Here is a 25,351-nt window from a genome sequence, read left to right on the forward strand (position 1 = left end):
CTACAGCGTCTTCCCGGTCGCCGGGCCCACGATCAGGCCCTCTCCGAACGTGTCCACCCGGACCGTGTCCCCGTCCTTGATCTCGCCGGAGAGGATCTCCTTGGCGAGCCGGTCCCCGATGGCGGTCTGGACGAGGCGGCGCAGCGGGCGCGCGCCGTACGCCGGGTCCATGCCCTCGTCGGCGAGCCAGGCCAGGGCCTCGTCGGTGACCTCCAGGCCGAGTCGGCGTTCGGCGAGCCGCCGGGCCAGCCGGTCGATCTGGAGCCGGGCGATCCGGCTCAGCTCGTCCTTGTTCAGCGCGGAGAAGACGACCAGGTCGTCGAGCCGGTTGAGGAACTCCGGCTTGAAGGACGCCCGGACCACCTCCAGCACCTGCTCCTTCTTCTCCTCCTCGCTGGACATCGGGTCCACCAGGAACTGGCTGCCCAGGTTGGAGGTCAGCACCAGGATGGTGTTGCGGAAGTCGACCGTCCGCCCCTGACCGTCCGTCAGCCGTCCGTCGTCCAGCACCTGGAGCAGGATGTCGAAGACCTCCGGGTGCGCCTTCTCGACCTCGTCGAGCAGGACGACGCTGTACGGCCGGCGCCGGACCGTCTCCGTCAGCTGGCCGCCCTCCTCGTAGCCGACGTACCCGGGCGGGGCGCCCACGAGCCGGGCGACACTGTGCTTCTCGCTGTACTCGCTCATGTCGATGCGGACCATGGCCCGCTCGTCGTCGAAGAGGAAGTCGGCGAGCGCCTTGGCGAGTTCGGTCTTGCCGACGCCGGTCGGGCCGAGGAAGAGGAAGGAGCCGGTGGGCCGGTCCGGGTCGGCGATACCGGCGCGGGACCGTCGTACGGCGTCGGACACGGCACGGACGGCCTCGGTCTGCCCGATGAGCCGCTTGCCGATCTCGTCCTCCATCCGCAGCAGCTTCTGCGTCTCGCCCTCCAGGAGCCGCCCTGCCGGGATGCCGGTCCAGGAGGCGACGACGTCCGCGATGTCGTCGGAGCCGACCTCCTCCTTGACCATGGTGTCCTTGGCGACCTCCTCCTCGGCGGCGGAGGCGGCCTGAAGGTCCCGCTCCACGGCCGGGATCTCGCCGTACAGCAGCTTGGAGGCGGTGTCGAAGTCGCCGTCGCGCTGGGCGCGTTCGGCCTGCCCGCGAAGTTCGTCGAGCTTCTCCTTCAGCTCGCCGACCCGGTTGAGGGACTGCTTCTCCTTCTCCCAGCGGGCGTTGAGGCCGCGCAGCTCCTCCTCCTTGTCGGCGAGGTCGCGGCGCAGCTTGTCCAGGCGCTCGCGGGAGGCCGCGTCGGTCTCCTTGCTGAGGGCCATCTCCTCCATCTTCAACCGGTCGACGGCACGCTGGAGTTCGTCGATCTCGACGGGGGACGAGTCGATCTCCATACGGAGGCGGGAGGCCGCCTCGTCGACGAGGTCGATGGCCTTGTCGGGGAGGAAGCGGGAGGTGATGTACCGGTCGGACAGGGTCGCGGCCGCGACCAGCGCGCTGTCCGCGATCTGCACCTTGTGGTGGGCCTCGTAGCGGCCCTTGAGTCCGCGCAGGATGGCGATGGTGTCCTCGACGGTCGGCTCGGCGACCAGCACCTGCTGGAAACGCCGCTCAAGGGCGGGGTCCTTCTCGATCCGCTCGCGGTACTCGTCGAGGGTGGTGGCGCCGACCATGCGCAGCTCACCGCGGGCGAGCATGGGCTTGAGCATGTTGCCCGCGTCCATGGCCGAGTCGCCGCCGGCGCCGGCGCCCACGACGGTGTGCAGTTCGTCGATGAAGGTGATGATCTGCCCGTCGGAGTCCTTGATCTCGGCGAGGACGGTCTTCAGCCGCTCCTCGAACTCCCCGCGGTACTTCGCCCCGGCGACCATGGCGCCGAGGTCGAGCGCGACGAGCCGCTTGTTGCGCAGGGACTCGGGCACGTCGCCCTTGACGATCCGCTGGGCGAGCCCCTCGACGACGGCGGTCTTGCCGACGCCGGGCTCACCGATCAGCACGGGGTTGTTCTTGGTACGGCGGCTGAGCACCTGCACCACCCGCCGGATCTCCTGGTCCCGCCCGATGACCGGGTCGAGCTTGCCGTCGCGGGCGGCGGCGGTGAAGTCGGTCCCGAACTTCTCCAGGGCCTTGTACGACCCCTCGGGGTCGGCCGTGGTCACCCGGCGTCCACCGCGCGCCTTGCGGAAGGCCTCCAGCAGCTTCTTCGCGTCGGCGCCCTGCCGGGTCAGCACCTCGCCGGCCGCGCCGCCCTTCGCGGCGATGCCGATGAGAAGGTGCTCGGTGGAGACGTACTCGTCGCCGAGGTCCTGCGCCCTGGCCTGGGCATCGGCGATCACGGCGAGCAGCTCGCGGTTCGGCTGCGGGGGCGCGACGGTGGAGCCGGTCACGCTGGGCAGCTGGGCGAGGACCTTCTCCGCGCCGGCGCGTACGGCGGCCTGATCGGCGTCGACGGCGGCCAGCAGGTCGGTGATGTTCTCGTTGTCCTGCCCCTGGAGCAGAGCAAGCAGCAGGTGCGCGGGGGTGAGGTCGGGGTGCCCCTCGGTCACGGCCCGGTTGCCGGCGGCGTTGATCGCGTCCCGGCTCCGGTTGGTCAGCTCGGCGTCCACGTGTCCGTTCTCCTCCTTGCGTGAGCCTCTGACTCAGGCAACGTGCATAAAGTTGAGTCTATTCCACTCAAGGGTGAGGGTGGGGGCGACCCAGGGTCTTTATGGAGTACCCGGAGGAAGTCTTGAACGCGCCAACGACGGCGAGCGGCACTTTTCAGCCACACTCGAACGCCCGCCCGATAGGCCGTGATAGCGGGAAATATCCCGCAAAAACTGCAGCGGCGTCACCGTGTTCAGGTCACGGTGACGCCGCTGCGGGGGGAAGCACCTGAGCGATCTGTTACGACGGGGGAATCGCGTCAGGCACTGCGGGGGGTGGCCGAGATGGTCATGGGGTCGGAGGTCTCCGGCTCCGCCAGCCGATGGTCGCGCTGGTCCAGGTTCACAAAGATCATTCCGTACCGGATGGCGCACCGCACGGGCTGCGGCGCCCCCCGAGGCCGCCGCAGACACCGGTACGCCCGCACGTCTCCGTCGTCGTCCCGGGTCACGACGACGGGCTCACCGAACACGGTCACCATCAACGAGTCACCGCTGTGGGGGATGGCGGTGGCCAGGTCGATGAAGTGCCAGCCGGAGCGGTAGGCAGTGGCCATTTCTCGACGGAAGGAGCGGTCGTCGGGTGGGGTGGTCATGCCGACCCCTGCCCGCCGCTGCTCTCCTCGACGATGCTGCTCGGCCAGGAACTGTCCTTGGCGATCGTGACAGCCTGCCCCTTGCTGGGCCAGCTGCTGTCCGCTCGCGAGTCGCCCTTCGCCTCCGAGAGGCCACTCAGGACTCCGAAGGCCACAACGGTGGAGAAGGCGGCGACAAGAAACGAGCGAAGCATTCTGTTCCGCATAATCGGCTTCGTCCTCACTTGAAGGTCCCCTCTTCCCCCGTCGAGTAAGACGATGGCTCATTCGGGCACTTCATGGCCACACGATCGGTGCATCATGTTCCTGCATGTTCAGGACCCTGGGGGGTGGAGATTTGGCAGCGAACCAGACTAAAGCGACACATCACCATGCGATGACTGAGATGTGTGCGGAAGGCGGCCGTCTCTATGCAAACGCGCTGCGCACAGGGCGTATCGCACGCATCGACGTGGAGCCCGCACCCTGCCTGATGGAGTTCGCTCTGCTCTACCCAGATCCTGACGACGCGAACTGGCTGATCCCCATTCCCGCGTCCGTTGCCCTGGCACAGCGACTCAATCCCATCGAACGGGAGATCGCCGAGCGCAGGCGGTTGTCCGTCGAGCTTGCCGATACCCTCCAGCCGTTCATGGACCTCAGTACTCAGGTGACGGGGAGCACGCACTCCGTCACTGTGCTGGAGGGCGGTGAGCGGATCAACGCCGCCCTCAATCTGGCCACCGCCCAGTGCCAGGTCGAAATGCTCACGGTCCAGCCGAGCAACCGCATCTCGGAGGCCAGCCTTCTGCAGGGCCTGGAGCGGGACCGGCCGCTGATCGAACGCGGCGTGCGGATACGGACCCTCTACCAGCACACAGTGCGGTACAACCCTGGGAAGCTCGCCTATGTGGCCCGGCTCTCCGACGGAAAGGTGGAGTACCGCACCATCGACGAGTTGGTCGAGCGCCTCATTATCTGCGACGAGTCGGTCGCCTTCATCCCTACTCGCGACGACCAGCAGGTCGCCTTGGAGCTGCGCCACCCCGGACTCATCCGCTACCTGATCAAGGTCTTCGAGTTCATGTGGAGCCGCGCGGTACCGCTGACCGAACACGCGCCCTACGAGACCGCCCCCAACGGCATCACCGACATCCAGCACTCCATCGCCAAACTCCTCGTGGAGGGCCACGTCGACGAGGCAATCGCCCGCCGCCTCGGCATGAACGTACGCACCTGTCGAGCCCACATAGCCAAGCTGGCCTCGGCCCTGGGCAGCGGCAGCCGGGCCCAACTCGGCTACCTGATAGCCCAGTCGGGCATCCTGACTGGCGATCACCGACCGTCGGGAGGGGAGAGCCTGGCGTGACCATAGATACGCATACTGATCCAGCGAGGAGGTGTGTGCGACAGACCTGGCACTAGACGCCCGCGCCTTGGGCGAGGGTTCCGCGTCAGAGGAGGACGCCACTATGGTGACCTGCCTGCTGCACCCCGGACTGCTCCGCCCGGACATGGACGACATGCGCCGGCTGCGACCACTCAACCCTGCAGCGGCTCTCTCGCTGCTGCTGCGAAATGCCGCCGAGGACATCGCCAAGCGCCGCCAGGCCGAGACACGTCTGGCCGAAGCGTTCGGGCCGCTCCTGGTCTTCGGCTCAGAGCGCCTCTCACCAGCGGAACCATCGGAGCTCATTCTTCTGAAAGGCTTGGGCTCCATCAAACACGCCATCGCCGAGGCCATGACCTCCGCCTCTAGCGAACTCCTCGCTATGCAGCCCTACAACGGCCAGCCGCCGGCCGCCGCCCGTCTGGCAAAGGCTTTGGACCGTGACCAGGCCTTATTCGACCGAGGCGACCCTATAGGCACCACCTATCAGCACACACAGCGCCACATCCCCGCTGTAGTCGCTCACTACGAGCAGCTGAACGGCGACGCCGAGGCACGCACGCTCAACCAGGTCACCGACCGCCTCCTCGTCGTCGACCGCACCGTCGCCTTCATCCACGCCAACAAGGACCGCACACTCGCCCTCGAAACCTGCCACTCGACCCAGATCGGCTACTTCACCATCACCTTCGACCGCCTTGGTTCATGGCAACGTTCATGTATTTGGAGGCAGTCGTCCAGCGCCCACCCATCAGGGCATCACCCCCTGCCGGCGAGCCATCGCGAGCCTGCTGGCCGAGCACAACTCGGCTACCTCATAGGGCAGTCGGGGATCCTTGATCAGGAAGGCTGAGCGGCGCTGAGGACCTGCCTTCCGCGGGCCGAGGGGGCCCATCCAGGCCCACCTGGGCGATGCGGACACCGAGTTGGGTGCGACTGGCAGCTCCCAGCGTCTCCGAGAGCCGGGCGATGTGTGCCCGACAGGTACGGACGCTTATGCCAAGACGCTCCGCGATCACCGCATCCTGGTGGCCCTCAGCCAGCAGTGCAGCGATGGACTGCTCACGGTGGGAGATACCCTCGATGCCGGTGTCGGGGAGGGGGGCCGCGAGGGGGATCGCCAGGCGCCACAGACGCTCGAAGACCGTGACGAAGTAGTGGACCAGAGCCGGGTGGCGGAGTTCCAGTGCGAGGGTGCGGTCTGCGTTCGCAGGGATGAATGCGACGGTGCGGTCGAAGAGGATGAGTCGGTCGGTCACCTCGTCCAGAGTGCGGGTCTCGACCGAATCACCCATTAGATCAAGGTAGTTGAGCAGGCCTTGGCCATGCCGGGCCACATGCGTGTACAGGTCCCGCATTCGCACACCCCGGCTGCGTAGCGCCAGGGCCCGGTGCAGGCCTTCCGTCAGTTCGTGCTCGCGGCGGATGCCGCCCGGCTGCACGGTCAGCACCTCGGTCGTGCACGCCTCGGTCGCCTCGTCCAGGGCCGCTTGGATGCGGGAGGAGCCGTCGAGAACCCGGATCGCCGTGCCCTCCCCCGCGGACGACGGCGGCTGCGGGCGAAGGCCGGCGTACCACTCGAAGGCCGTCACCGCCGAGCCCATCCGCCGTTGACTCGCACTTACTTCGTCGTACACCCCACGTAGCAGCCGCGTCATGACCTCCTGCGGGGACGTCGGCACCAGCCAGTCCATGTCATCCGGGTCCGGGTGCAGCAGCGCCAACTCCAGTAGGCAGGGCACTGCATCAGCATCCCGGCGTGACACTCGGCCCCGGCGTACGGCCCGGGAATACACGCGATCCCCGGCCTCGCACAGTCGGTCGGCACCGTGTGGATGCTCGCCCCTTCCGCGCTCGGCCATCTTCCTCCCCCGGCTACCGTTCCTTGCCGCACACGACCGACACGCCTGCGCAGCACGCTCACAGCATTACGAGCAACAGCCCAACTTCCGCAGCGCAACTATGCGCAGAGGGGCTTGCCACCGCAACCCGGCCCTGGCTCCACCTTCGCCCAGATGCCAGGTTATGCACCTTTTAACCCCTCCGCTTCAGGCATGTTCAGCATCATGAGGCTACCTGCACATGCTCATGCCATGCATGGTTGATCAAGCGGCAACGAACGCAATTTTTCGCGAGTATGCCGCACACTTCTGCAGCAACGACACCAAGAGGAGAATTCAACACCGCGAAGGTCCCCGGTAAATCTCTCACTATGGCCGCCGCTGCTGCGGCCTTGACCACTGGAGTACTCGCTCCTGCCACGTCGGCCAGCGCGGCAACACCCCAGCCCAAGGACTGGGGGATGGTTGCCATCAAGGTTGATCCGTCCTCGCGGTCGGTGACCCCTATGACCACTAAGAATGTCGGCGGTGGTACATGGACCTACGGCACTGAAATAACGGCCGATGGAAAGCGCTGCTACTCGTACTACTTCCACGGCTCGAAGCTTCACAGAGCGTCCGTGACAATAGCCGGTGGCACAAGCAGGGCGGCGGAGTCACCTGGGCATACGGCTAGGGCCACCCGAACGGCAGGCGCCGCCTACACGTGCTACGCGTACTGGGCAAATCTCGAATAAAGAGCCCTTCAGCCTTCCGACCGTCACAGCCTCGTCGCCCCTGGGAAGCGCCGACAGTCAGGGAGGTCCGCTACGGCACGCCCGGCGCCGCGAGCGCCTGCGCCACGATGAACACCCACATTCCAACGACCTCATCGGCGGGTTGTGCGAGTAACGGGTCGTGAAGCCGTGAGGACGAAACACTCGACTTGCGCCGAGGCAGGGCCTCAGGCCTCTGGTACCGAAAAAGGACTCTCGAACCTCGTGTTCTCTTCCCGCTCCTTCATCTTGGCGCCTGCCGCCGCGCTGACGGCTGGTGCGGCGCTCGGGGTCCTTGCCCCCCTTCTTGAGATGAGCGACGCGCCAGCAGGCCACATGGCACATCTTGTCTTGGCTGCCGGATGGTCTTGGGCAGCCTTGGCTTTTTGTGTCGGCCTCGCCCGAAAGTCGCGGATTGAGTCCGCGGTCCTGGCCCCTGCGTCCCTGATCGCCGCCGTTATCACTTACTATGCGACAAAGCTGGAGCGCGGCAAATTTCTGGCAGCGGACCTTAGTAATCCTTCCCAGGGAGCACAGCTTTATTGGGACGGCTTCTCGTCCAAGACAGTGTTCTGGTGTGCAGCCGCTGCCACCCTAGGGGCCCTTTTGGGGTTGGCCGGGAACCTGGCGCGAAATCGGGGAATTCAAGGCCTCCCGTTTCGCACGCTGGTTCCACTGATCGCTTTCATCGAAACGTCAGAGCGGCTACGCGTCGAAGCTTCACTGCAAGGGGCAGTCGCTGGCGCGACATGGAGCGTCACCCGTCTTGTAGCGGTGACCGTCTTCGTCGTCCTGGTCGGGCAGACGGTGATCAACTTGAGGCCACGAGCTTCGGCCGGACAGGGAAAAGAGCGCACGGGCTGACCCCTGACGCCGACCGTTGTCCGCCCCGGCCCGTCTGCCACTCCCCCTTCGGCAGATGGGCCGGGGCTTTGCTGGCTCATCGATTCTGAGCGGGGTTGAGGCATCGACAGCCGCGCCGTGGTGATGCAACGTGTTCGGACGCTGGTTGGCGGCATTGCGACAGCCATTGGCGCATCGGGTGGTGAGCCTGACGACACTGTCGTATTCCTACCCGCTGGAGTCCCGGGGTCTCGAAGACCACCTCCCGGTACTGCTGCAGGCTTTGCAGCAAGCGTGCTCCGCGGACGCGGAACGGTTCTCCCCGTACCAGGGGCCATCGAGTGGGCCCAGGGATAGGCCTGAGACGTCGCCTCCGTATCGCCGAACGAGCGAAGGCCCCGCCTGTTGGAGTTTGTGCACCCGACCTCCCGTACGACATTCCGGGCGGCCCTCGCCGGGCCGTGGGGAGCGGGGCGTGGGCCTCTGCCAGGACATCTCGCACCTCACCCTCGCCATGCTGCCTGGACGCAGGCTGTGTCTCCAAATACCTGCACCGTGCGGGAGGCGGACCTGCACCGCCCGGTGGAGGGCCAGAGCCACGCCTGGAACGAGTACTGGGCGGGCGAGTCGTGCGGCTACGACCCCATCAAGCGCACCCGGGTCGACGCGTCGCACATCGTGTTCGGTCGAGGCCGGCTGTAAGACGACATCACCCCGTACAAGCGGGTGTCCCGGGGGCGGGTGGGCCGCCGGCGGTGTCGGCGGAGCCCACGCAGGTAGCGTGAAAGCGACGGGCGTGGAGCCCACGAAGGAGGCTCGCGCCGGAACGCGAGCCTCCAGTGCACGACTGTGCAGGACTACTTGAGGCCGAGCGTCGCGCAGGCGTCCTTGTACTCGGCGGTGCAGATCTCCGACACCTTGTAGATGCCGTCCGCGACCACCGTGTCCTTGATGTTCTCCTGGGTCAGCGCCACCACCGACACCAGCTGGGCCGGGATGCCCTTGTCGGTCGGGCTGTCGACCCGGTCGCGGGCGAGGGCGTCGAACTGGATGTCCTTGCCCTGCACCTTGGCCACGGCCATCTCGGCGGCGGCCTCGGCCTCCTGCGGGTAGGACTTGTAGACGCTCATGTACTGCTCACCGGCGACGATCCGCTGCACCGCCGCGAGTTCGGCGTCCTGCCCGGTGATCGGCGGCAGCTTGGTCACGCCGGCCGCCTCCAGGGCCTTGACGACGCCGCCGGCCATGCCGTCGTTGGCGGAGTAGACGGCGGCGATGTTGTCCTTGCCGATCGCCTGGATCGCCTGGGCCATGTTGGCCTCGGCGTTCTCCGGCTTCCAGTCCTTGGTGTCGAAGGACTGGGCGATCGTCACCTTGCCGTTCAGCTCGGACAGCGCGCCCTGCTTGAACTGCTTGGCGTTCGGGTCGGTGGGCGAGCCGTTCATCATGACGATCTTGTCGGAGCTGTCGATGTCGCCGCCCAGCGCCTCCAGGAGGGAGCGGCCCTGCACCTCGCCGACGAGTTCGTTGTCGAAGGAGATGTACGCGTCGATGGGGCCCTCGGCGAGCCGGTCGTAGGCGATGACCGGGATGCCCGCGTCCTTGGCCTTCTTCACCCCGCCGGCGATGGCGTGCGCGTCGACGGCGTCCAGCAGGATGACGTCGACCTGCTCGTCGATCATCTGCTGCAACTGACTGGCCTGCTTGTTGGCATCCGCGTCGGCGTTGGCGTACTCGACCTTGCCCTGGTTCTTGGTGAGCGAGGCCACCCGCTCCTTGATGATCGGGTAGTCGAACTTCTCGTACCGCGTGTTCGCCGTCTCCGGAAGCAGCAGGCCGACGGTGATGTCGTTGCCCTTGGTGGGGCTCGCGTCGCTGCTGTCGCCCGTCGCCTCCAGCACGCCACAGCCTGCCAGCGACAAGGTCAACGACGAGGCGACCACGGATATGGCGATACGACGACGCATGGAGGAGCCCACTTCTGCTGCTTTCCGTCAGGTGGCCGCGACGCTGCGGCCCGGATGACTGAAAAGCCAACGCGTCGGCGCCCCTCAGCGTCAAGGGAAACTACTTAACGAGATGGCAACATCACGTTCCGCTTAGGTCGTGAACACGGGGCGAAACACCCTCCCGAGAGCCCTTACAAGCCTTCCACGGACGGGGAGTTGGGTCGCACACGCGGGGCCGCACAACCAATCCCTTTCGCCACGAGTCGTGATCACGAGCGTGCTGCGCGCTCGTTCCGATTCCGACAGAGGACCGAATGAACCCAGCCAGACGCACGACGGCGGCAGCCGCCACGGCCGTCGTGCTCGCCACGGCGGGCGGCCTGCTCACCGGCGTCGCGGCCCCCGCCTCCGCCGCGGCATCCTGCACCTCCCCTGTCCTCAAACGGCAGTTCTGGGCGAACACCAAGTTCTCCGGCACCCCGAAGCGGACCGACTGCGACAGCGTGGTCAGCGAGAACTGGGGTACCAAGGCGCCCGCTTCGGGCCTGCCGAAGGACGGGTTCGCAGTCCGCTGGTCGGTCACCCGGGACTTCGGCTCCGGCGGCCCGTTCACCTTCACGGCGTCCGCCCAGGACGGGATACGGGTGTATCTCGACGGCGAGCTCAAGGTGAACCTGTGGAAGAACGTGTCGAGGACCGTCACGAAGACGGTCAACCTCACCATCTCCAAGGGCTCACACAGCCTGCGCGTCGACTACGTCAACTGGACGGGCGCCGCGAACGTGAAGTTCGCCTACACGCCCCGGACATCACCGAGCGTCGACAAGGTCAGGCCGCTGACGCCGACCGGCGCGGCCGTCTCGTACGACACCACGACCCGCAAGGCCAAGGTCACCTGGGCGCGGAACAAGGAGATGGACCTCGCCGGTTACCGCGTCTACCGCCGGCTGAAGACCGGGGGCAGCTGGACGCGGCTGGCCGGTACCACGGCCACCTCGTACACCGACGCCCCGCCCGCCACCGGGCAGGCCTTCGCCTACCAGGTGCGCGCCCACGACAAGGCGGGCAACGAGTCGAGCGGCAGCGCCGAACGGTCCGTCACCACCGTCGACAGGACGCCGCCCGCCGCGCCGTTCGTCGAGCAGGACGTCTGCGCGGTCGACGACAAGCTGGCGGGCCCGGAGCTCGTCACGACGGCCGCGAACCAGGCCGACATCGCCTGGTACCAGGCGCAGCGCAAGGACGCCGCCACCGGTGCGTGGATCACCGTCCACGAGGGCCCGAAGGGCTTCGTCTGCGACGCCGGGCAGCCGGCCGACGGCAGCAAGGTCACGTACCGCGGTCGGGCCCGGGACGCGGCCGGCAACTGGTCCGCGTACTCCGCCGCCACGACGCTCACCCTCTGGGACACGGTTCCGCCGAAGGCCCCCGCGAACCTTCGCATCGCGTACGAGGCGGGCGTACCGCACCTGGTGTGGACGCCGGTCGCGGACGCGGCGACGTACGAGGTGCTTCAGTACGACCCGGCCACCGGCGCCTATGTGAACGCCCTCGACACCGCCACCACCACCGCGACCGATGTCGTGCCGCGGCAGAAGGTGGCCCTGGCGGACGAGTACCGGTACGCGGTCCGCGCGACGGACGCCAAGGGCAACGCCTCCGGGCCCGCCGAGGTGACGCTGAGGATGGCGGACCGGCCCGAGGCGATCGCCCCGTACCGGCTCTACACCCGTTTGGTGTGGCAGAAGGGCGTGGACCTGGCCTGGCGCAGCGCCGACCCCTGGGCCGCCGACGAGCGGCACCTGCCGACGTATCAGATCGTCCGTACGGACCCCGTGACCGGGCAGAGCACGACCGTGGAGCAGTGCTCCCCGCCGATCACCGGCGAGGGTCCGCCGGAACCGCCCAACAGCTACACGTACGGCTCGGCGGACGCGCACGACCCCTCCTACGCGGGGGCCACCGAGGTCATCCACTCGCACTGTCTGGAAGGCACCGGTGCCTCCGAGACCACGTACGAGTACCGGATCGTCGTGGTCGACCGCTACGGGCACCGCTCCCGGCCGAGCGAGCCGGTCACCGCCACCACCGACGACACCCGGCGCCCCGCCCCGGTCACCGACCTGGCGGCCGAGGTCGTTCCGATGGGCGTCCGCCTCACCTGGAACCCCCCGGCCGACGACGACGTCATGGGCTACTACGTCTGGCAGGGCACCACCGACCCGGACACGGGCGAGACGGTGTGGAAGAAGAACTGCGTGACGAGCGACTCGCCGGCCGGGACCGAGATCCTCTGCCCGACGCTGCCGGACGGACGCGAGCACGTCTACCGGGTGGCCGCCACCGACCGCGAGTACTCGCACGAGGGGCCCGAGTTCTTCCATACGGCCGAGATCTCGGTCGCCCTCCCCGACACCCGCCCGCCGGGCTGGACCGGCACCGAGGTGCACACGGACCAGTACCCGGAGCTCTCCGTCCGCTGCGGCGACATCCTCTTCGACCCGCCGTGCGAGAACTGGACCGACTACCGCTACGAGCGGTGGGACCCGGCCACCGCCTCGTGGACCACACTCGCCACGGGCAAGGTCGACGCCCCGGAGTCCTACATGGACAACACGGTGCACGACGACGTGCTCGGCCTGTACTACTACCGGGCCGTGTACAGCGACGGCCCCGCCGGCAACGAGAAGGTCATGTGGGAGCGGGCGTACGGCATCTGGGAGAGCTGGCTCTGACCCGACATGGCAGGGGCCCGGAGGTTCGGGTGAACCTCCGGGCCCCTTCACATGTGCGCCTGACTAGGAGTCCTTTGCCTTCTTCGGCCGCCACACCACCAGCGCGCTCGTCTGCTGCACCTCCTGGTACGGCACCAGGTCGCGTCGGTAGGAGGCGTGCACGGCGGCCTCGCGCTGCTGCATCGCCGCCGCCGCGCCGTCCAGCGCGGCCTGGAGCTCCGCGACGCGGGACTGCAGGGCCGCGACCTGGTTCTCCAGTTCGATGATGCGTTTGATGCCGGCCAGGTTGATGCCCTCGTCCTGCGACAGCTGCTGCACCTGGCGGAGCAGCTCGATGTCACGGGCCGAGTAGCGGCGGCCGCGGCCGGCCGTGCGGTCCGGAGACACCAGGCCCAGGCGGTCGTACTGGCGCAGTGTCTGCGGGTGCAGGCCGGACAGCTGGGCCGCCACCGAGATGACGTAGACCGGGGTCTCCTCGGTCAGTTCATACGGGTTGCGTCGACGGCCGTTGGTGTCCATGGCTTGACTCATGCTCCCTTCGCGGCCTGGAACAGCTCCGCCCGCGGATCCTCGCCCGCGGTCGCCTCGCGATACGCCTCCAGCGCGTCACGAGCCTTCCCCGTCAGGTCCTTCGGGACACTCACCTCGACGGTGACCAGCAGATCGCCGCGGGTGCCGTCCTTGCGGACCGCGCCCTTGCCCCGCGCTCGCATCGTACGGCCGTTCGGCGTGCCCGGCGGCAGCTTCAGCGTGACCGAGGGACCACCGAGGGTCGGCACCTTGACCTCGCCGCCGAGGGCCGCCTCGGTGAACGTCACCGGGACGGTGACGGTGAGGTTGTCGCCCTTGCGGCCGAAGACCGGGTGCTCCTTGACGTGCACGACCACGTACAGGTCGCCCGCCGGGCCGCCCCGCTCACCGGGCGCGCCCTTGCCGCGCAGGCGGATGCGCTGCCCGTCCGACACCCCGGCCGGGATGCGCACCTGCATGGTGCGGGACGATTTGGCGCGTCCGCTGCCCTTGCAGACCTCGCAGGGGTTCTCCGCGATCAGGCCGCGGCCCTTGCAGTCCGGGCACGGGTCAGTGAGGGAGAAGCCGCCGCCGGAGCCGCGCGCCACCTGCCCGGTGCCGACGCACGTCGGGCACACGCGCGGTGTGCCGTTGGCGTCGCCGGTGCCGGAGCAGGCCTTGCACGGCGCCTGCGAGGACATCCTGAGCGGGACGGTCGCGCCCTCGATCGCCTCGGTGAAGCTGAGGGTGACCTCGGACTCGATGTCCTGGCCGCGCCGCGGCTGGGTCCGGGTGCCGGTCGCGCCGCCCCGGTTGAACAGGCCCCCGAAGACGTCACCGAGTCCGCCGCCGAAGCCGCCGGCCCCCTGGCCCTGGGTGCCGCCTCCGAAGAGGTCGCCCAGGTCGAAGTTGAACGAGCCGCCGCCGGCGCCGGGGCCCGGACGGAAGCCGCCGTTGCCGAACAGGGCGCGGGCCTCGTCGTACTCCTTGCGCTTCTTGGGGTCGCCGAGGACGTCGTTCGCCTCGGAGATCTCCTTGAAGCGTTCCTCGGCCTTGACGTTGCCCTTGTTGGCGTCCGGGTGGTACTCGCGGGCGAGCTTGCGGTACGCCTTCTTGATCTCGGCCTCGGTGGCGTCCTTGGGGACGCCGAGGACCTTGTAGAAGTCCTTCTCGATGAAGTCCTTGGTGCTCATCCTCGACGTCCCTCCTTCCTCATCCGTTCAACGTCAGCCCTCGTCCGGGCCACCGTTCTCCTTGTCGTCGGCCTTCGTCTCGCTCTCCTCGGCGGGCTTCACGGTCTGCGCGCCCGGCTGGGGCTCGGCGACGGCCACCCGCGCGGGGCGGATGGTGCGCTCGCCGATGCGATACCCCGGCTGGAGGATCGCGACGCAGGTCGTCTCCGTGACGTCCGGCGCGTACGAGTGCATCAGGGCCTCGTGGATCGTCGGGTCGAAGGGCTCGCCCTCCTTGCCGAACTGCTGCAGGCCCATCTTGGCCGCCACGGTCTCCAGCGACTCGCCGACGGACTTGAAGCCGCCGACCAGCTCGCCGTGCTCCCGGGCCCGCCCGATGTCGTCGAGCACCGGCAGCAGCTCGGTCAGGAGGTTCGCGACGGCGATCTCCTTGACCGTGATGCGGTCCCGCTCGACGCGGCGGCGGTAGTTCTGGAACTCGGCCTGCAGCCGCTGGAGGTCCGCCGTGCGCTCACCGAGCGCCGTACGCACCTGGTCCAGCTCTGCCACCAGGCCGGCGTTCTGGTTCACGTCCCCTGCCGTGGCCGCCCCCTCCTCCGGGGCGGCCTGCGGCTCGGCGTCGTCAGGAGTGGCGCCGGAGGGGACGTCGGGCTTCTCCTCGAAGCCCGGGGTCTCCTCCGTCACGCGGCACCGTCCTTGCGCTCGTCGTCCACGATCTCGGCGTCGACCACGTCGTCGTCGGCCTTGGGCTGCTCGGAGGCGCCGCCCGCGGCCGCCTGGGACGCCTGGGCGTCGGCGTACATGGCCTGGCCGAGCTTCTGGGACACGGCCGCGACCTTCTCGGTGGCCGTGCGGATCTCGGCGGTGTCCTCGCCCTTGAGCTTCTCCTTGAGCTCCTCGACCGCGGCCTCGACCTCGGTCTTGATCTCGCCGGGGACCTTGTCCTCGTTGTCCTTGAGGAACTTCTCCGTCTGGTAGACGAGCTGCTCGCCCTGGTTGCGGGTCTCGGCGGCCTCGCGGCGGCGGTGGTCCTCCTCCGCGTACTGCTCGGCCTCCTGGCGCATCCGGTCGACCTCGTCCTTCGGCAGCGAGGAGCCGCCGGTGACGGTCATCTTCTGCTCCTTGCCCGTGCCGAGGTCCTTCGCCGTGACGTGCATGATGCCGTTGGCGTCGATGTCGAAGGAGACCTCGATCTGCGGGACGCCGCGCGGCGCCGGGGGCAGACCGGTCAGCTCGAACATGCCGAGCTTCTTGTTGTAGGCCGCGATCTCGCGCTCGCCCTGGTAGACCTGGATCTGCACCGACGGCTGGTTGTCCTCGGCCGTGGTGAAGATCTCCGAACGCTTCGTCGGGATCGTGGTATTGCGCTCGATCAGCTTGGTCATGATGCCGCCCTTGGTCTCGATACCGAGGGACAGCGGGGTGACGTCGAGCAGCAGGACGTCCTTGACCTCGCCCTTGAGGACACCGGCCTGGAGCGAGGCGCCGATGGCGACGACCTCGTCCGGGTTCACACCCTTGTTGGCCTCCTTGCCGCCGGTCAGCTCCTTGACGAGCTCGGCGACGGCGGGCATACGGGTGGAGCCACCGACGAGGACGACGTGGTCGATCTCGTTGATGGAGACGCCGGCGTCCTTCATGACGTTGAAGAACGGGGTCTTGCAGCGCTCCAGCAGGTCAGCGGTGAGCTGCTGGAACTGGGCGCGGGTGAGCTTCTCGTCGAGGTGCAGGGGGCCCTCGGCGGACGCCGTGATGTACGGCAGGTTGATCGAGGTCTCGGTGGACGAGGACAGCTCGATCTTCGCCTTCTCGGCGGCCTCGCGCAGGCGCTGCAGCGCCATCTTGTCCTTGCTCAGGTCCACGCCGTGGCCGGACTGGAACTGCTTGACCAGGTAGTCGACGACGCGCTGGTCCCAGTCGTCACCACCGAGGTGGTTGTCACCGTTGGTGGCCTTCACCTCGACGACGCCGTCGCCGATCTCCAGCAGCGAGACGTCGAACGTACCGCCACCGAGGTCGAAGACCAGGATGGTCTGGTCGTCCTTGTCGAGGCCGTACGCCAGGGCGGCGGCGGTCGGCTCGTTGACGATGCGGAGCACGTTCAGACCGGCGATCTCGCCGGCCTCCTTGGTGGCCTGACGCTCGGCGTCGTTGAAGTACGCCGGGACCGTGATGACCGCGTCGGTGACCTTCTCGCCCAGGTAGGCCTCGGCGTCCCGCTTCAGCTTCTGCAGCACGAAGGCGCTGATCTGCTGCGGGTTGAAGGGCTTGCCGTCGAGCTCGATCTTCCAGTCGGTGCCCATGTGGCGCTTGACCGACCGGATGGTCCTGTCGACGTTGGTCACGGCCTGACGCTTGGCCACCTCGCCGACCAGCACCTCGCCGTTCTTGGCGAAGGCGACGACGGACGGCGTGGTCCTGGCGCCCTCGGCGTTGGTGATGACGGTGGGCTCGCCGCCCTCCAGAACGCTGACGACGGAGTTAGTCGTGCCCAGGTCGATGCCGACCGCACGTGCCATGGTTGATTCCTCCAGCTGACTTGAGTGGAACAGGCTCAAGTGTGCACGACGGCCGGGGCGGGGTCAACAGACCTGAGTCGGTGAGACTCAACTCTTATCCGTTCCTTACACGCAAGTGCCCTGTGACCTGCAAAGACGCAGGAGCGTGCGTGGAGGTTGCCGTCAGCGGGCCGCGCTTTTTCACCCGTAGCAGTGCTCCTACGAGGATCAGCGCGGCGCCCGCCACCCCGAGCACGGCACCGCCGTCGGCCCACCCGGCGTGCACCAGGACGCCGACGAGCACCCCACCGAAGGCGAGGGCGCCGAGGACGACGGTCACGCCCTGCGGGGTGAGCCCCAGTCGGCGCAGCCGGTGCGCGAGATGATCGGGCCCGGGCCGCCCGGTGAACCGCCGCACCAGCACCACGAGCAGGACGTCGGCGCTCACCACGGCGGTGAACGCGAACAGCACGCCCACGGAATCCCCGGGCGCGTACCCCGCACGGGTCAGCACAACCGCGGCGGCGAGCACGAACCCGGTGAACAGCGACCCGCACGCGCCGAGCGCGATCCGCGCCGGATGCCAGTTGTGCATCAGGAACCCGGTCAGCGCGGCCGCCAGCACGCTCAGCAGCACCGCGAGCCCGTCCATCACCGCGACCGCCGCGCACACCCCGACTCCGAAGGCGGTCACCACCCCGACGGTCCCCACCAGCGCGTCCGCGTGGTCCAGCGCCCGGAAGGCCACGGCGACGGCGGCGATCCACCCGACGGCCACCACCCCACCGGCCACGCCGACCTCCTCGTACGGCACGACACAGGCCGCCGCCACGGCCGTACCGCACAGCAGCACCCGGGCCCGCAGCCGCCACACGTCCGCCACCAGCCCCAGGACGGCGACGGCGGCGGCCGTGATCAGCAGCCTGCGCACGCCGGAACCGAGCGGGGCGACGCCGGTCCACTCGCCGGCGCCCGCGACGGCGAGGGTGGTGAGCACCACGGCCACCCCGCCGAGCAGCGGGACGGGACGGTTGCGGCGCCGCCGGTCGATCAGGCCGAGGCGCAGCGCGGGGCCGCGGAGCAGGGCCGTGAGCAGCGAGGCGAAGAAGAGGGCCGCGACGGCGGCGGCGATGCCGTAGAGCACGCTCTTAAATTAGGTGCGAATCTATCAATTTGGTACGAATAACACGTTCAGTTCGTCAGGTAAAGCGTCCGGTTCGTGAGGCGACCCTCAGCGACCCAGATCACCCCATGCCTGGCTACAGTGCGACGAGGGATGCGGGTAGTCTCAGACGGACTGGGTAAGTTACCGCTTAGTAATCTCCCTCGCAGGCCCGAGGAGCCCCCAAATGCAACTCGCCGCGATCATCGTGTCGCTGGTCCTGACCGTGGTCGGTGTCGCGCTGCTCGCACGCGCCGTCGGCCAGTTCGTCAGGCACTTCAGGCTCGGGCAGCCCGTGCCCGCCGGCAGCCGGACCGACAACCCCTACCAGCGCAGTGTGACACTGGTCAGGGAGTTCCTCGGTCACACGCGGATGAACCGCTGGGGCATCGTCGGCGTCGCCCACTGGTTCGTGGCCGTCGGCTTTCTGACGCTGCCGCCGACCCTGGCGCAGGCGTTCGGCCAGCTCTTCCAGGCCGACTGGACACTGCCGGTCATCGGCGGGTTCCTGCCGTTCGAGCTGTACATCGAGTTCATCGGTGTGATGACGATCCTGGGCATCGCCGTCCTGATGGTCATCCGCCTGCTGAGCCTGCCGTCCCGGGCAGGGCGCAAGTCCCGCTTCGCGGGCTCCAAGTCGGGCCAGGCGTACTTCGTCGAGTACGTCATCCTCACCATCGGCCTCGCGATCTACGTGCTGCGCGGCCTGGAGGGCGCGATCCACCACGTGGAGCACTACGAGGCCGCGTACTTCGCCTCGTACCCGCTGGTCCTGGCCTTCAAGGGCCTGAGCGTCACCGCGCTGCAGAACCTGGTCTACTTCACCGCGATGGTGAAGATCAGCACCTCGTTCATCTGGATGATCGTGGTCTCGCTCAACACCAACATGGGTGTCGCCTGGCACCGCTTCCTCGCCTTCCCGAACATCTGGTTCAAGCGCAACGCCACCGGTGAGACCGCCCTCGGCGCACTCCAGCCCATGACGTCCGGCGGCAAGCCGATCGACTTCACCGACCCCGGCGACGACGACGTCTTCGGCGTCTCCCAGGTCGAGCACTTCTCCTGGAAGGGCCTGCTCGACTTCTCCACCTGCACCGAGTGCGGCCGCTGCCAGTCGCAGTGCCCCGCCTGGAACACCGGCAAGCCGCTCTCCCCCAAGCTGCTGATCATGTCGCTGCGGGACCACGCCCACGCCAAGGCGCCGTACCTGCTGGCCGGCGGCGGCAAGACGATGGAGGGCGAGGAGAAGGCCTCCGAGGAGCAGCTCGCCTCGGTGCCCGCCGACGCCCTGGCGGAGGCCGAGCGTCCGCTGATCGGCACCGTCGAGGAGAACGGCGTCATCGACCCGGACGTCCTGTGGTCCTGCACCACCTGCGGTGCCTGCGTCGAGCAGTGCCCGGTGGACATCGAGCACGTCGACCACATCGTCGACATGCGCCGCTACCAGGTCATGATCGAGAGCGCCTTCCCGTCCGAGGCGGGCACGATGCTCAAGAACCTGGAGAAGAAGGGCAACCCCTGGGGCCTGGCGAAGAAGCAGCGCCTGGAGTGGCTCAAGGAGGTCGACTTCGAGGTCCCGGTCGTCGGCAAGGACATCGAGGACCTCACCGAGGTCGAGTACCTGTACTGGGTCGGCTGCGCCGGCGCCCTGGAGGACCGCGCGAAGAAGACCACCAAGGCCTTCGCGGAGCTCCTGCACATGGCGGGCGTCAAGTTCGCGATCATGGGCGGCGACGAGAAGTGCACGGGTGACTCGGCGCGGCGCCTCGGCAACGAGCCGCTGTTCCAGGAACTCGGCATGGAGAACGTCATGGCACTGAACATGGCGTTCGGCGAGGAGACGGACGACGAGGGCAAGGTGACGGAGGAGTCCCGCAAGCCCAAGTCGGCCAAGAAGATCGTCGCCACCTGCCCGCACTGCCTCAACACCCTCGGCAACGAGTACCCGCAGCTCGGCGGCGACTACGAGGTCATCCACCACACCCAGCTGCTCCAGCACCTGGTCGACGAGGGCAAGTTGGTCCCGGTGACGCCGGTCGAGGGCATCATCACGTACCACGACCCCTGCTACCTGGGCCGCCACAACAAGATCTACACGCCGCCGCGCGAGATCATCGCCAGCGTCCCGGGCATCCGCAACGAGGAGATGCACCGCCACAAGGAGCGCGGCTTCTGCTGTGGCGCCGGTGGTGCGCGGATGTGGATGGAGGAGCGGATCGGCAAGCGCATCAACAACGAGCGTGTCGACGAAGCCCTGTCGTTGAACCCCGACATCGTCTCCACCGCCTGCCCGTTCTGCCTGGTGATGCTGACCGACTCGGTCAACGGGCGGAAGAACGAGGGGACGGCCAAGGAGTCCATCCAGGTCGTCGACGTGGCCCAGCTGCTGCTCGACTCCGTCAAGACGCCGGTGACGCCGGAGGGTTCGGCGGACGCGGAGAGCGAGGCGGAGCCGGAGCCGGTGAAGTGAGCCGGTGAAGTAACCGCCTGCGAGGCTTCGGGCGCCCCCTGTCCTTGGTGGACGGGGGGCGTCGGCGTTTTCCGATCACCGCCGGGGTCGAGATCGTTTTGCGGGTCCCTTGCCCCGGCGAGACGCTGGTTGAGTCAGGGGCGACTGCGTCATCCTTCGGGAGGTTCTCATGCGGACTTCGACCTTGGAAGCGATGAGGACCACCCTGCGCGGGCCGGTCACCGGGCCCCAGGACCCCGATTACGACCAGGCCCGCAAGATCTACAACGCGATGATCGACAAGCGTCCCGCCGCCATCGCCCGCTGTGTCGACGCCGGGGACGTCATGGCCGCCATCCGCCTCGTCCGCGAGCAGGGGCTGGACCTGGCCGTGCGGGGCGGGGGGCACAGCGGCCCCGGTCTGTGTCTGGTGGACGGTGGGGTCACCGTCGACCTGTCCCCGATGCGGTGGGTGCGGGTCGACCCCGCCGCCGGGACCGCCCAGGTCGGCGGTGGCAGCCAGCTCGGCGACCTCGATCACGCCACCCACGCCTTCGGACTCGCGACGCCCTCGGGCATCATCTCGATGACCGGCGTCGGGGGCCTGACGCTGGGCGGCGGCCACGGCTACCTCACGCGCAAGTACGGCCTGACGGTGGACAACCTGCTCGCGGCGGACGTCGTGCTGGCCGACGGCAGCTTCGTCACCGCGAACGAGAACGAACACCCGGACCTGTTCTGGGCCCTGCGCGGTGGCGGCGGCAACTTCGGGGTCGTGACCTCGTTCACCTATCGCCTCCACCCGGTGGACACGGTCGGGTTCGGGGTCACGGTGTGGCCGGTCGACCGTACCCGCGAGGTGCTGACGTGGTACCGGGACTTCCTTCCGCGGGCGCCGGAGGAGGTCTACGGCTTCTTCACCCTGTTCACCATCCCGCCGGGCCCGCCGTTCCCGGAGGAGATCCACGGCCGGAAGGTGTGCGGCGTCGTGTGGTGTCACACCGGTGACCTAGACGGCTTCGAGCGGGACTTCGAGGCCGTGCGGGAGCCGGGCCCGCCCGTCTTCCACTTCACGTCACCGATGCCGTATCCGATGGTGCAGGGCGCCTTCGACGAACTGATCCCCACCGGGTACCAGTGGTACTGGCGCGGCGACTTCTTCGACAGCATCCCGGACGCCGCCGTCGACGTGCATCTCAAGTACGGCGAGAACCTGCCGACCCCGCTGTCGCTGATGCACCTGTATCCGGTGGACGCCGCCGCCCACCGGGTGGCTCCCGAGGACACCGCCTGGGGGTACCGGGACGCCGTCTGGTCCGGCGTCTTCGCCGGGGTCGACCCCGATCCCGCGCAGGCCGGGACCATCAGGCGGTGGTGTGTCGACTACCACGAGGAGATGCACCCGTACTCCATGGGCGGCTCCTATGTGAACTTCCTCGGCCAGGACGAGGCCCCGGGGCGGGTCCGGGCCACGTACCGCGACCACTACGACCGTCTCGCGCAGGTCAAGCGGACCTACGACCCGGACAACGTCTTCCACGCCAACCAGAACATCAGGCCGGCCTCGCGGGAGGGGGGCGGGTGAGCTGTCGCGGCCGGACCAGGAGCAGGGCGACGTCATCGCTGCGATGCGCGCACTCCTGGGCGTCATGGACGAGGGTGTCGGCGAGGGCTTCCACCGTCGGATCGCCGGCCCGGGCGAGCCGGTCGGCGAAGGCGTCGGTGACCTCGTCGAGATCGACGCCGGGGACTTCGACCAGGCCGTCGGTGTACAGCACGAGCACGGAGCCCGGCGGCAGGGCGATCTCGGTGGCCGGGTAGGTGGCGGTCGCGTCGATGCCCAGCAGGAGGCCGGCCGACAGGCGCAGGACCTCGGTACGTCCGTCGGGGTGGCGCAGGACGGGCGGCGGGTGACCGGCGGTGGCCAGGCACGCGCGGTGGCGGGCGAGGTCGAGATGGGCGTAGAGGCAGCTGGTGAACAGGCCGGGGTCCAGGTCGGTGAGCAGGCGGTTGGTACGCGCGAGGACCTCGCCGGGGCTTGAGCCGGCCGTGGCGTGGACCGCGGTGCGGACCTGGCCCATCAGAGCGGCGGCCTGGACGTTGTGGCCCTGAACGTCGCCGATGGCCGCGGCGGCGGTCGTGTCGTCGAGGCGGATGAGGTCGTAGAAGTCGCCGCCGATGCCCATGCCGTGGGCGGCGGGGAGGTAGCGGGCGGCGACGTCGAGCCCGGGCACGCGCGGCAGGGCGTGGGGCAGCAGGGCGGCCTGCAGGCTGTGGGCGAGCCGGCGCTTGGCGTCGTAGAGGCGCGCGCGGTCCAGGGCCTGCGCGATCAGCCCGGCGAGGGAGGTGAGGACGGCCCGCTCCTCGGGGACGAAGGGGTGGGGCCGGTCGTAGGCGAGGACCAGTGAGCCCACCGGGCGCCCGGAGGTGATCAGGGGCAGGAAGGCCCAGGCGGCCATGTCGTCCTGGAGGACCGCCGGCGGATAGGCGCGTTTCAGGTCGGAGAAGGTGCTGAAGAAGCTGGGGACGCCGGTGGTCAGGCAGCGCACGGCGGGGGTGTCGGAGGTCAGGGGCGCGGCGTCGAAACGGCTCATCAGTTCGGCGGTGTAGCCGCGGTAGCCGATGATCCGCAGCCTGCCCTCTTCCGCGGTCATCAGGGCGAGGGCCCGGGCTTTGGTGGCGGGCAGCACCAGGTCGGCGACCCGGTCGACCACGTCCTGCACTCCCGCGGCCTGCGTGAGGGTCGCCGCCAGATGCATCAGGTGGTACAGCGCGGCGGTCCGGCCCGTGGCGGAGGAAGGCAGGGCGTGGAGCGCGGGCGGACGGTCCGGGGCTCGCGCCGCCGAGGCGGGGGTGATGCGCACGCTGATGCCCGAAGCGTCCGGGTAGAGGCGGAAGGACAGCCAACGGTCCGGTGGGCGCAGGGCGGTGAAGGCCGTCGGCCGGCGGCTGAGCACCGCGGCCCGGTAGCGGTCCTGGGCGACGGGGTCGTTCAGCCACGGCAGTGCCTCCCACGGCCGGGCCCCCAGCAGATCGGGCAGGCAGGCGCCGAGGAGGTCGAGGGCGGTGGTGGTGACGAAGGCGATCCGGCCGTCCATGTCCAGTGCGCAGGACCCACCGGGAAGGCGCTCGGCGAAGGCCACCGCGGACTGGGCCTCGGGCGGCCCGGACGTGCCGGTTCCCGGCCCGGGCACGAGGCGCGGTTCGGTGCCGTGCACCACGGAGTGGCCACTGTCGGCGGCCGCCCGCAGCAGCAGGCCCAGGCGGTCGCAGAGGTCGCCGATCGCATCGCGTTCCCGCGGACACAGCTGTGCGGAGTGCGAGCCGGGCCACTGGAGCACAAGTCCGCCCCACTCGGCGTCGTCAGTGGTGATCGGGGCGGCGGCCAGCGCGAAGGGATACGGCAACACCATGGCCAGCTGGGGGTAACGACGCGCCAGCTCCTCCTGACCGCCGACCCACACCAGGCGCTGTCCCCGGACGGCGTCGGCCACCGGGGTCGGAGCGCCGAGAGCGGCCCGCTCCCAGGGCGCGGAGATCTCCCGGGGGACTCCGCTCACCACCGCCATCCGCAGCACCTGCTCGCCCGGTTCCGGCAGATACACGGCGCCCACGCAGGCACCGGTGTCCCGCATGCCCTGCACCAGGGCGGCCGCCAGCAGGTCCGAACCGAAGCCCGTCCCGGCCGCGGCGCGGGCGACGTCACGCACACCCTCACCCCCTGCCGGTCCACGGGCACGCACCCGGGCGCCCTGCGTAAGTCCCAGGCACCCTTAAACGGACGATACGCCCGCATTGAGGGGGTGGCATTCCACAGCCGTGTCGCATGCCGCGCGGGCTAGGATCCGGGCCATGGCCCTCACCGCGCAGGACGTGGACCGGTTCGAAGCCTCCAGGCCCCGTCTGGAGGCCATCGCCTACCGCCTCCTCGGCTCGACGAGCGAGGCCGAGGACGCCGTGCAGGAGACGTTCCTGCGCTGGCAGGCCGCCGACGTCGACCGCATCGAGGTGCCCGAGGCCTGGCTGACGAAGGTTCTCACCAACCTGTGCCTCAACCAGCTCACCTCGGCCCGCGCCCGGCGCGAGACCTATGTGGGCCAGTGGCTCCCCGAGCCGCTGCTCGCCGGGGACCCGATGCTCGGCCCGGCCGACACCGCCGAGCAGCGCGAGTCGGTCTCGTACGCGGTCCTCGCCGTACTGGAGCGGCTGTCCCCGGGCGAGCGGGCGGTGTACGTGCTGCGGGAGGCCTTCGCCTACCCGCACCGGGAGATCGCCGAGATCCTCGACCTCACCGAGGCCGCCAGCCAGCAGATCTTCCACCGCGCCAAGAAGCGCGTCGCGGCCGGCAAGGCCCGCACCGAGATCGACGAGGCCGCCGCCCGGCGGGTCGTCGAGGAGTTCCTCGCGGCCGCCACCAGTGGCCGGACCGAGCCGCTCGTACGGCTGCTCACCCAGGACGCCGTCGCGATCGGCGACGGCGGCGGGAAGGTCCCGGCCCGCGCCAAGGCGTTCGAGGGCGCCCTCGCGGTCGCGAAGTTCATGCGGGGCCTGTTCAAGCCCGGCAAGGCCAAGCGCGACCTGATCGGCGGCTCCGCCGAGATCTACGCCACGACCGCCAACGGCGACCCCGCCGTCGTGGCGGTCGTCGACGGCCGGGTCGTCGGCGTCATGTGCCTGGAGGTCACCGCCGGGGGCATCGCCGCGTTCCGCAGCCAGGCCAACCCCGACAAGCTCGAACGCGCGACCCGGCGGTGGGCGGCCGCCGACCACGGAGAACCCCTGCTCATCGCCTTCTGATCATGATGTGAGCTGCT

Annotated in this window: 20 protein-coding genes; 9 read left to right on the top strand and 11 right to left on the bottom strand. The window is 68.9% G+C overall.

The window, feature by feature from the left end; translation table 11 throughout:
• The 3 genes from clpB to I2W78_RS17740 form a co-directional block, all read right to left on the bottom strand.
• On the bottom strand, positions 1-2,598 hold the full coding sequence (gene clpB / locus I2W78_RS17730; RefSeq protein WP_196461121.1) for an ATP-dependent chaperone ClpB: 2,598 nt from the start codon (positions 2,596-2,598) through the stop codon (positions 1-3).
• A gap of 299 nt (positions 2,599-2,897) precedes the next feature.
• Positions 2,898-3,233: a hypothetical protein gene (locus I2W78_RS17735; RefSeq protein WP_196461123.1), complete on the bottom strand. Its 336-nt coding sequence runs from the start codon at positions 3,231-3,233 to the stop codon at positions 2,898-2,900.
• Entirely contained in the window at positions 3,230-3,427 is a 198-nt protein-coding gene (locus I2W78_RS17740; RefSeq protein WP_196461125.1) for a hypothetical protein, read from the bottom strand. The genes I2W78_RS17735 and I2W78_RS17740 overlap by 4 nt, the downstream gene beginning before the upstream one ends.
• Positions 3,428-3,543: 116 nt before the next feature.
• Here I2W78_RS17740 and I2W78_RS17745 point away from each other — a divergent pair, with 116 nt between their 5' ends.
• Both I2W78_RS17745 and I2W78_RS17750 read left to right on the top strand, forming a co-directional pair.
• Positions 3,544-4,581 (top strand): helix-turn-helix transcriptional regulator, encoded by a 1,038-nt coding sequence (locus I2W78_RS17745; protein ID WP_196461127.1) that lies wholly within the window; start codon positions 3,544-3,546, stop codon positions 4,579-4,581.
• A gap of 103 nt (positions 4,582-4,684) precedes the next feature.
• Positions 4,685-5,455: a helix-turn-helix transcriptional regulator gene (locus I2W78_RS17750; protein WP_230885493.1), complete on the top strand. Its 771-nt coding sequence runs from the start codon at positions 4,685-4,687 to the stop codon at positions 5,453-5,455.
• Here the strand turns inward: I2W78_RS17750 and I2W78_RS17755 are convergent.
• The gene (locus I2W78_RS17755; protein ID WP_196461131.1) at positions 5,418-6,464 is read right to left on the bottom strand and encodes a helix-turn-helix transcriptional regulator; all 1,047 of its coding nucleotides are present in this window, start codon (positions 6,462-6,464) and stop codon (positions 5,418-5,420) included. The two genes, I2W78_RS17750 and I2W78_RS17755, sit on opposite strands and share 38 nt — an antisense overlap.
• Positions 6,465-6,814: 350 nt before the next feature.
• Between I2W78_RS17755 and I2W78_RS41675 the strand changes: the two genes are divergently transcribed.
• From I2W78_RS41675 to I2W78_RS17770, 3 genes are all read left to right on the top strand, one after another.
• Positions 6,815-7,180 (top strand): lactococcin 972 family bacteriocin, encoded by a 366-nt coding sequence (locus I2W78_RS41675; protein WP_196461133.1) that lies wholly within the window; start codon positions 6,815-6,817, stop codon positions 7,178-7,180.
• Positions 7,181-7,423: 243 nt separating this feature from the next.
• Entirely contained in the window at positions 7,424-8,062 is a 639-nt protein-coding gene (locus I2W78_RS17765) for a hypothetical protein (protein ID WP_196461135.1), read from the top strand.
• A 534-nt stretch (positions 8,063-8,596) separates the two neighbouring features.
• Positions 8,597-8,743, top strand: coding sequence for a hypothetical protein (locus I2W78_RS17770; RefSeq protein ID WP_196461137.1), 147 nt, complete (start codon positions 8,597-8,599; stop codon positions 8,741-8,743).
• 155 nt (positions 8,744-8,898) lie between these two features.
• Here I2W78_RS17770 and I2W78_RS17775 read toward each other — a convergent pair whose 3' ends face one another.
• Complete coding sequence (locus I2W78_RS17775) at positions 8,899-10,008, bottom strand: sugar ABC transporter substrate-binding protein (protein ID WP_196461139.1); 1,110 nt, start codon at positions 10,006-10,008, stop codon at positions 8,899-8,901.
• A gap of 296 nt (positions 10,009-10,304) precedes the next feature.
• On the opposite strand from I2W78_RS17775, the gene I2W78_RS17780 reads away from it, so the two are divergent.
• The gene (locus I2W78_RS17780) at positions 10,305-12,725 is read left to right on the top strand and encodes a PA14 domain-containing protein (RefSeq protein WP_196461141.1); all 2,421 of its coding nucleotides are present in this window, start codon (positions 10,305-10,307) and stop codon (positions 12,723-12,725) included.
• A gap of 63 nt (positions 12,726-12,788) precedes the next feature.
• Here the strand turns inward: I2W78_RS17780 and I2W78_RS17785 are convergent, their stop codons facing one another.
• The 5 genes from I2W78_RS17785 to I2W78_RS17805 all read right to left on the bottom strand — a co-directional run bounded on the left by I2W78_RS17785 (position 12,789) and on the right by I2W78_RS17805 (position 18,070).
• The gene (locus I2W78_RS17785) at positions 12,789-13,244 is read right to left on the bottom strand and encodes a heat shock protein transcriptional repressor HspR (protein WP_196464604.1); all 456 of its coding nucleotides are present in this window, start codon (positions 13,242-13,244) and stop codon (positions 12,789-12,791) included.
• A gap of 8 nt (positions 13,245-13,252) precedes the next feature.
• Positions 13,253-14,428 (bottom strand): molecular chaperone DnaJ, encoded by a 1,176-nt coding sequence (gene dnaJ, locus I2W78_RS17790; protein WP_196461143.1) that lies wholly within the window; start codon positions 14,426-14,428, stop codon positions 13,253-13,255.
• Positions 14,429-14,461: 33 nt separating this feature from the next.
• A complete protein-coding gene (gene grpE, locus I2W78_RS17795) occupies positions 14,462-15,112 on the bottom strand; it encodes a nucleotide exchange factor GrpE (RefSeq protein WP_196461145.1) in 651 nt (216 codons plus the stop codon).
• The gene (gene dnaK, locus I2W78_RS17800) at positions 15,109-16,947 is read right to left on the bottom strand and encodes a molecular chaperone DnaK (protein WP_196461147.1); all 1,839 of its coding nucleotides are present in this window, start codon (positions 16,945-16,947) and stop codon (positions 15,109-15,111) included. The genes grpE and dnaK overlap by 4 nt, the downstream gene beginning before the upstream one ends.
• A 94-nt stretch (positions 16,948-17,041) precedes the next feature.
• Positions 17,042-18,070, bottom strand: coding sequence for an MraY family glycosyltransferase (locus I2W78_RS17805; protein WP_196461149.1), 1,029 nt, complete (start codon positions 18,068-18,070; stop codon positions 17,042-17,044).
• Positions 18,071-18,275: 205 nt separating this feature from the next.
• Here I2W78_RS17805 and I2W78_RS17810 point away from each other — a divergent pair, with 205 nt between their 5' ends.
• On the top strand, positions 18,276-20,558 hold the full coding sequence (locus I2W78_RS17810) for a (Fe-S)-binding protein (protein ID WP_196461151.1): 2,283 nt from the start codon (positions 18,276-18,278) through the stop codon (positions 20,556-20,558).
• A 169-nt stretch (positions 20,559-20,727) separates the two neighbouring features.
• Positions 20,728-22,122, top strand: a complete 1,395-nt coding sequence (locus I2W78_RS17815; RefSeq protein WP_196461153.1) for an FAD-binding oxidoreductase — start codon at positions 20,728-20,730, stop codon at positions 22,120-22,122.
• Here I2W78_RS17815 and I2W78_RS17820 read toward each other — a convergent pair.
• Positions 22,091-24,247, bottom strand: coding sequence for a SpoIIE family protein phosphatase (locus I2W78_RS17820; protein WP_307783710.1), 2,157 nt, complete (start codon positions 24,245-24,247; stop codon positions 22,091-22,093). The genes I2W78_RS17815 and I2W78_RS17820 overlap by 32 nt on opposite strands.
• A 142-nt stretch (positions 24,248-24,389) precedes the next feature.
• Between I2W78_RS17820 and I2W78_RS17825 the strand changes: the two genes are divergently transcribed.
• A complete protein-coding gene (locus I2W78_RS17825) occupies positions 24,390-25,334 on the top strand; it encodes an RNA polymerase sigma-70 factor (protein WP_196461155.1) in 945 nt (314 codons plus the stop codon).
• Positions 25,335-25,351 lie beyond the last annotated feature (17 nt).

Origin of the sequence: Streptomyces spinoverrucosus, assembly GCF_015712165.1 — a bacterium.
Classification (GTDB): domain Bacteria; phylum Actinomycetota; class Actinomycetes; order Streptomycetales; family Streptomycetaceae; genus Streptomyces; species Streptomyces spinoverrucosus_A.

Bases quoted from the DNA above. Each gene is read 5' to 3' on its own strand.
- I2W78_RS17735 (WP_196461123.1), bottom strand. From the start codon at position 3,233: ATGACCACCCCACCCGACGACCGCTCCTTCCGTCGAGAAATGGCCACT.
- I2W78_RS17740 (WP_196461125.1), bottom strand. From the start codon at position 3,427: ATGCTTCGCTCGTTTCTTGTCGCCGCCTTCTCCACCGTTGTGGCCTTC.
- I2W78_RS17745 (WP_196461127.1), top strand. From the start codon at position 3,544: ATGTTCAGGACCCTGGGGGGTGGAGATTTGGCAGCGAACCAGACTAAA.
- I2W78_RS17750 (WP_230885493.1), top strand. From the start codon at position 4,685: ATGGTGACCTGCCTGCTGCACCCCGGACTGCTCCGCCCGGACATGGAC.
- I2W78_RS17755 (WP_196461131.1), bottom strand. From the start codon at position 6,464: ATGGCCGAGCGCGGAAGGGGCGAGCATCCACACGGTGCCGACCGACTG.
- I2W78_RS41675 (WP_196461133.1), top strand. From the start codon at position 6,815: ATGGCCGCCGCTGCTGCGGCCTTGACCACTGGAGTACTCGCTCCTGCC.
- I2W78_RS17775 (WP_196461139.1), bottom strand. From the start codon at position 10,008: ATGCGTCGTCGTATCGCCATATCCGTGGTCGCCTCGTCGTTGACCTTG.
- I2W78_RS17780 (WP_196461141.1), top strand. From the start codon at position 10,305: ATGAACCCAGCCAGACGCACGACGGCGGCAGCCGCCACGGCCGTCGTG.
- I2W78_RS17785 (WP_196464604.1), bottom strand. From the start codon at position 13,244: ATGGACACCAACGGCCGTCGACGCAACCCGTATGAACTGACCGAGGAG.
- dnaJ (WP_196461143.1), bottom strand. From the start codon at position 14,428: ATGAGCACCAAGGACTTCATCGAGAAGGACTTCTACAAGGTCCTCGGC.
- dnaK (WP_196461147.1), bottom strand. From the start codon at position 16,947: ATGGCACGTGCGGTCGGCATCGACCTGGGCACGACTAACTCCGTCGTC.
- I2W78_RS17810 (WP_196461151.1), top strand. From the start codon at position 18,276: ATGCAACTCGCCGCGATCATCGTGTCGCTGGTCCTGACCGTGGTCGGT.
- I2W78_RS17815 (WP_196461153.1), top strand. From the start codon at position 20,728: ATGCGGACTTCGACCTTGGAAGCGATGAGGACCACCCTGCGCGGGCCG.
- I2W78_RS17825 (WP_196461155.1), top strand. From the start codon at position 24,390: ATGGCCCTCACCGCGCAGGACGTGGACCGGTTCGAAGCCTCCAGGCCC.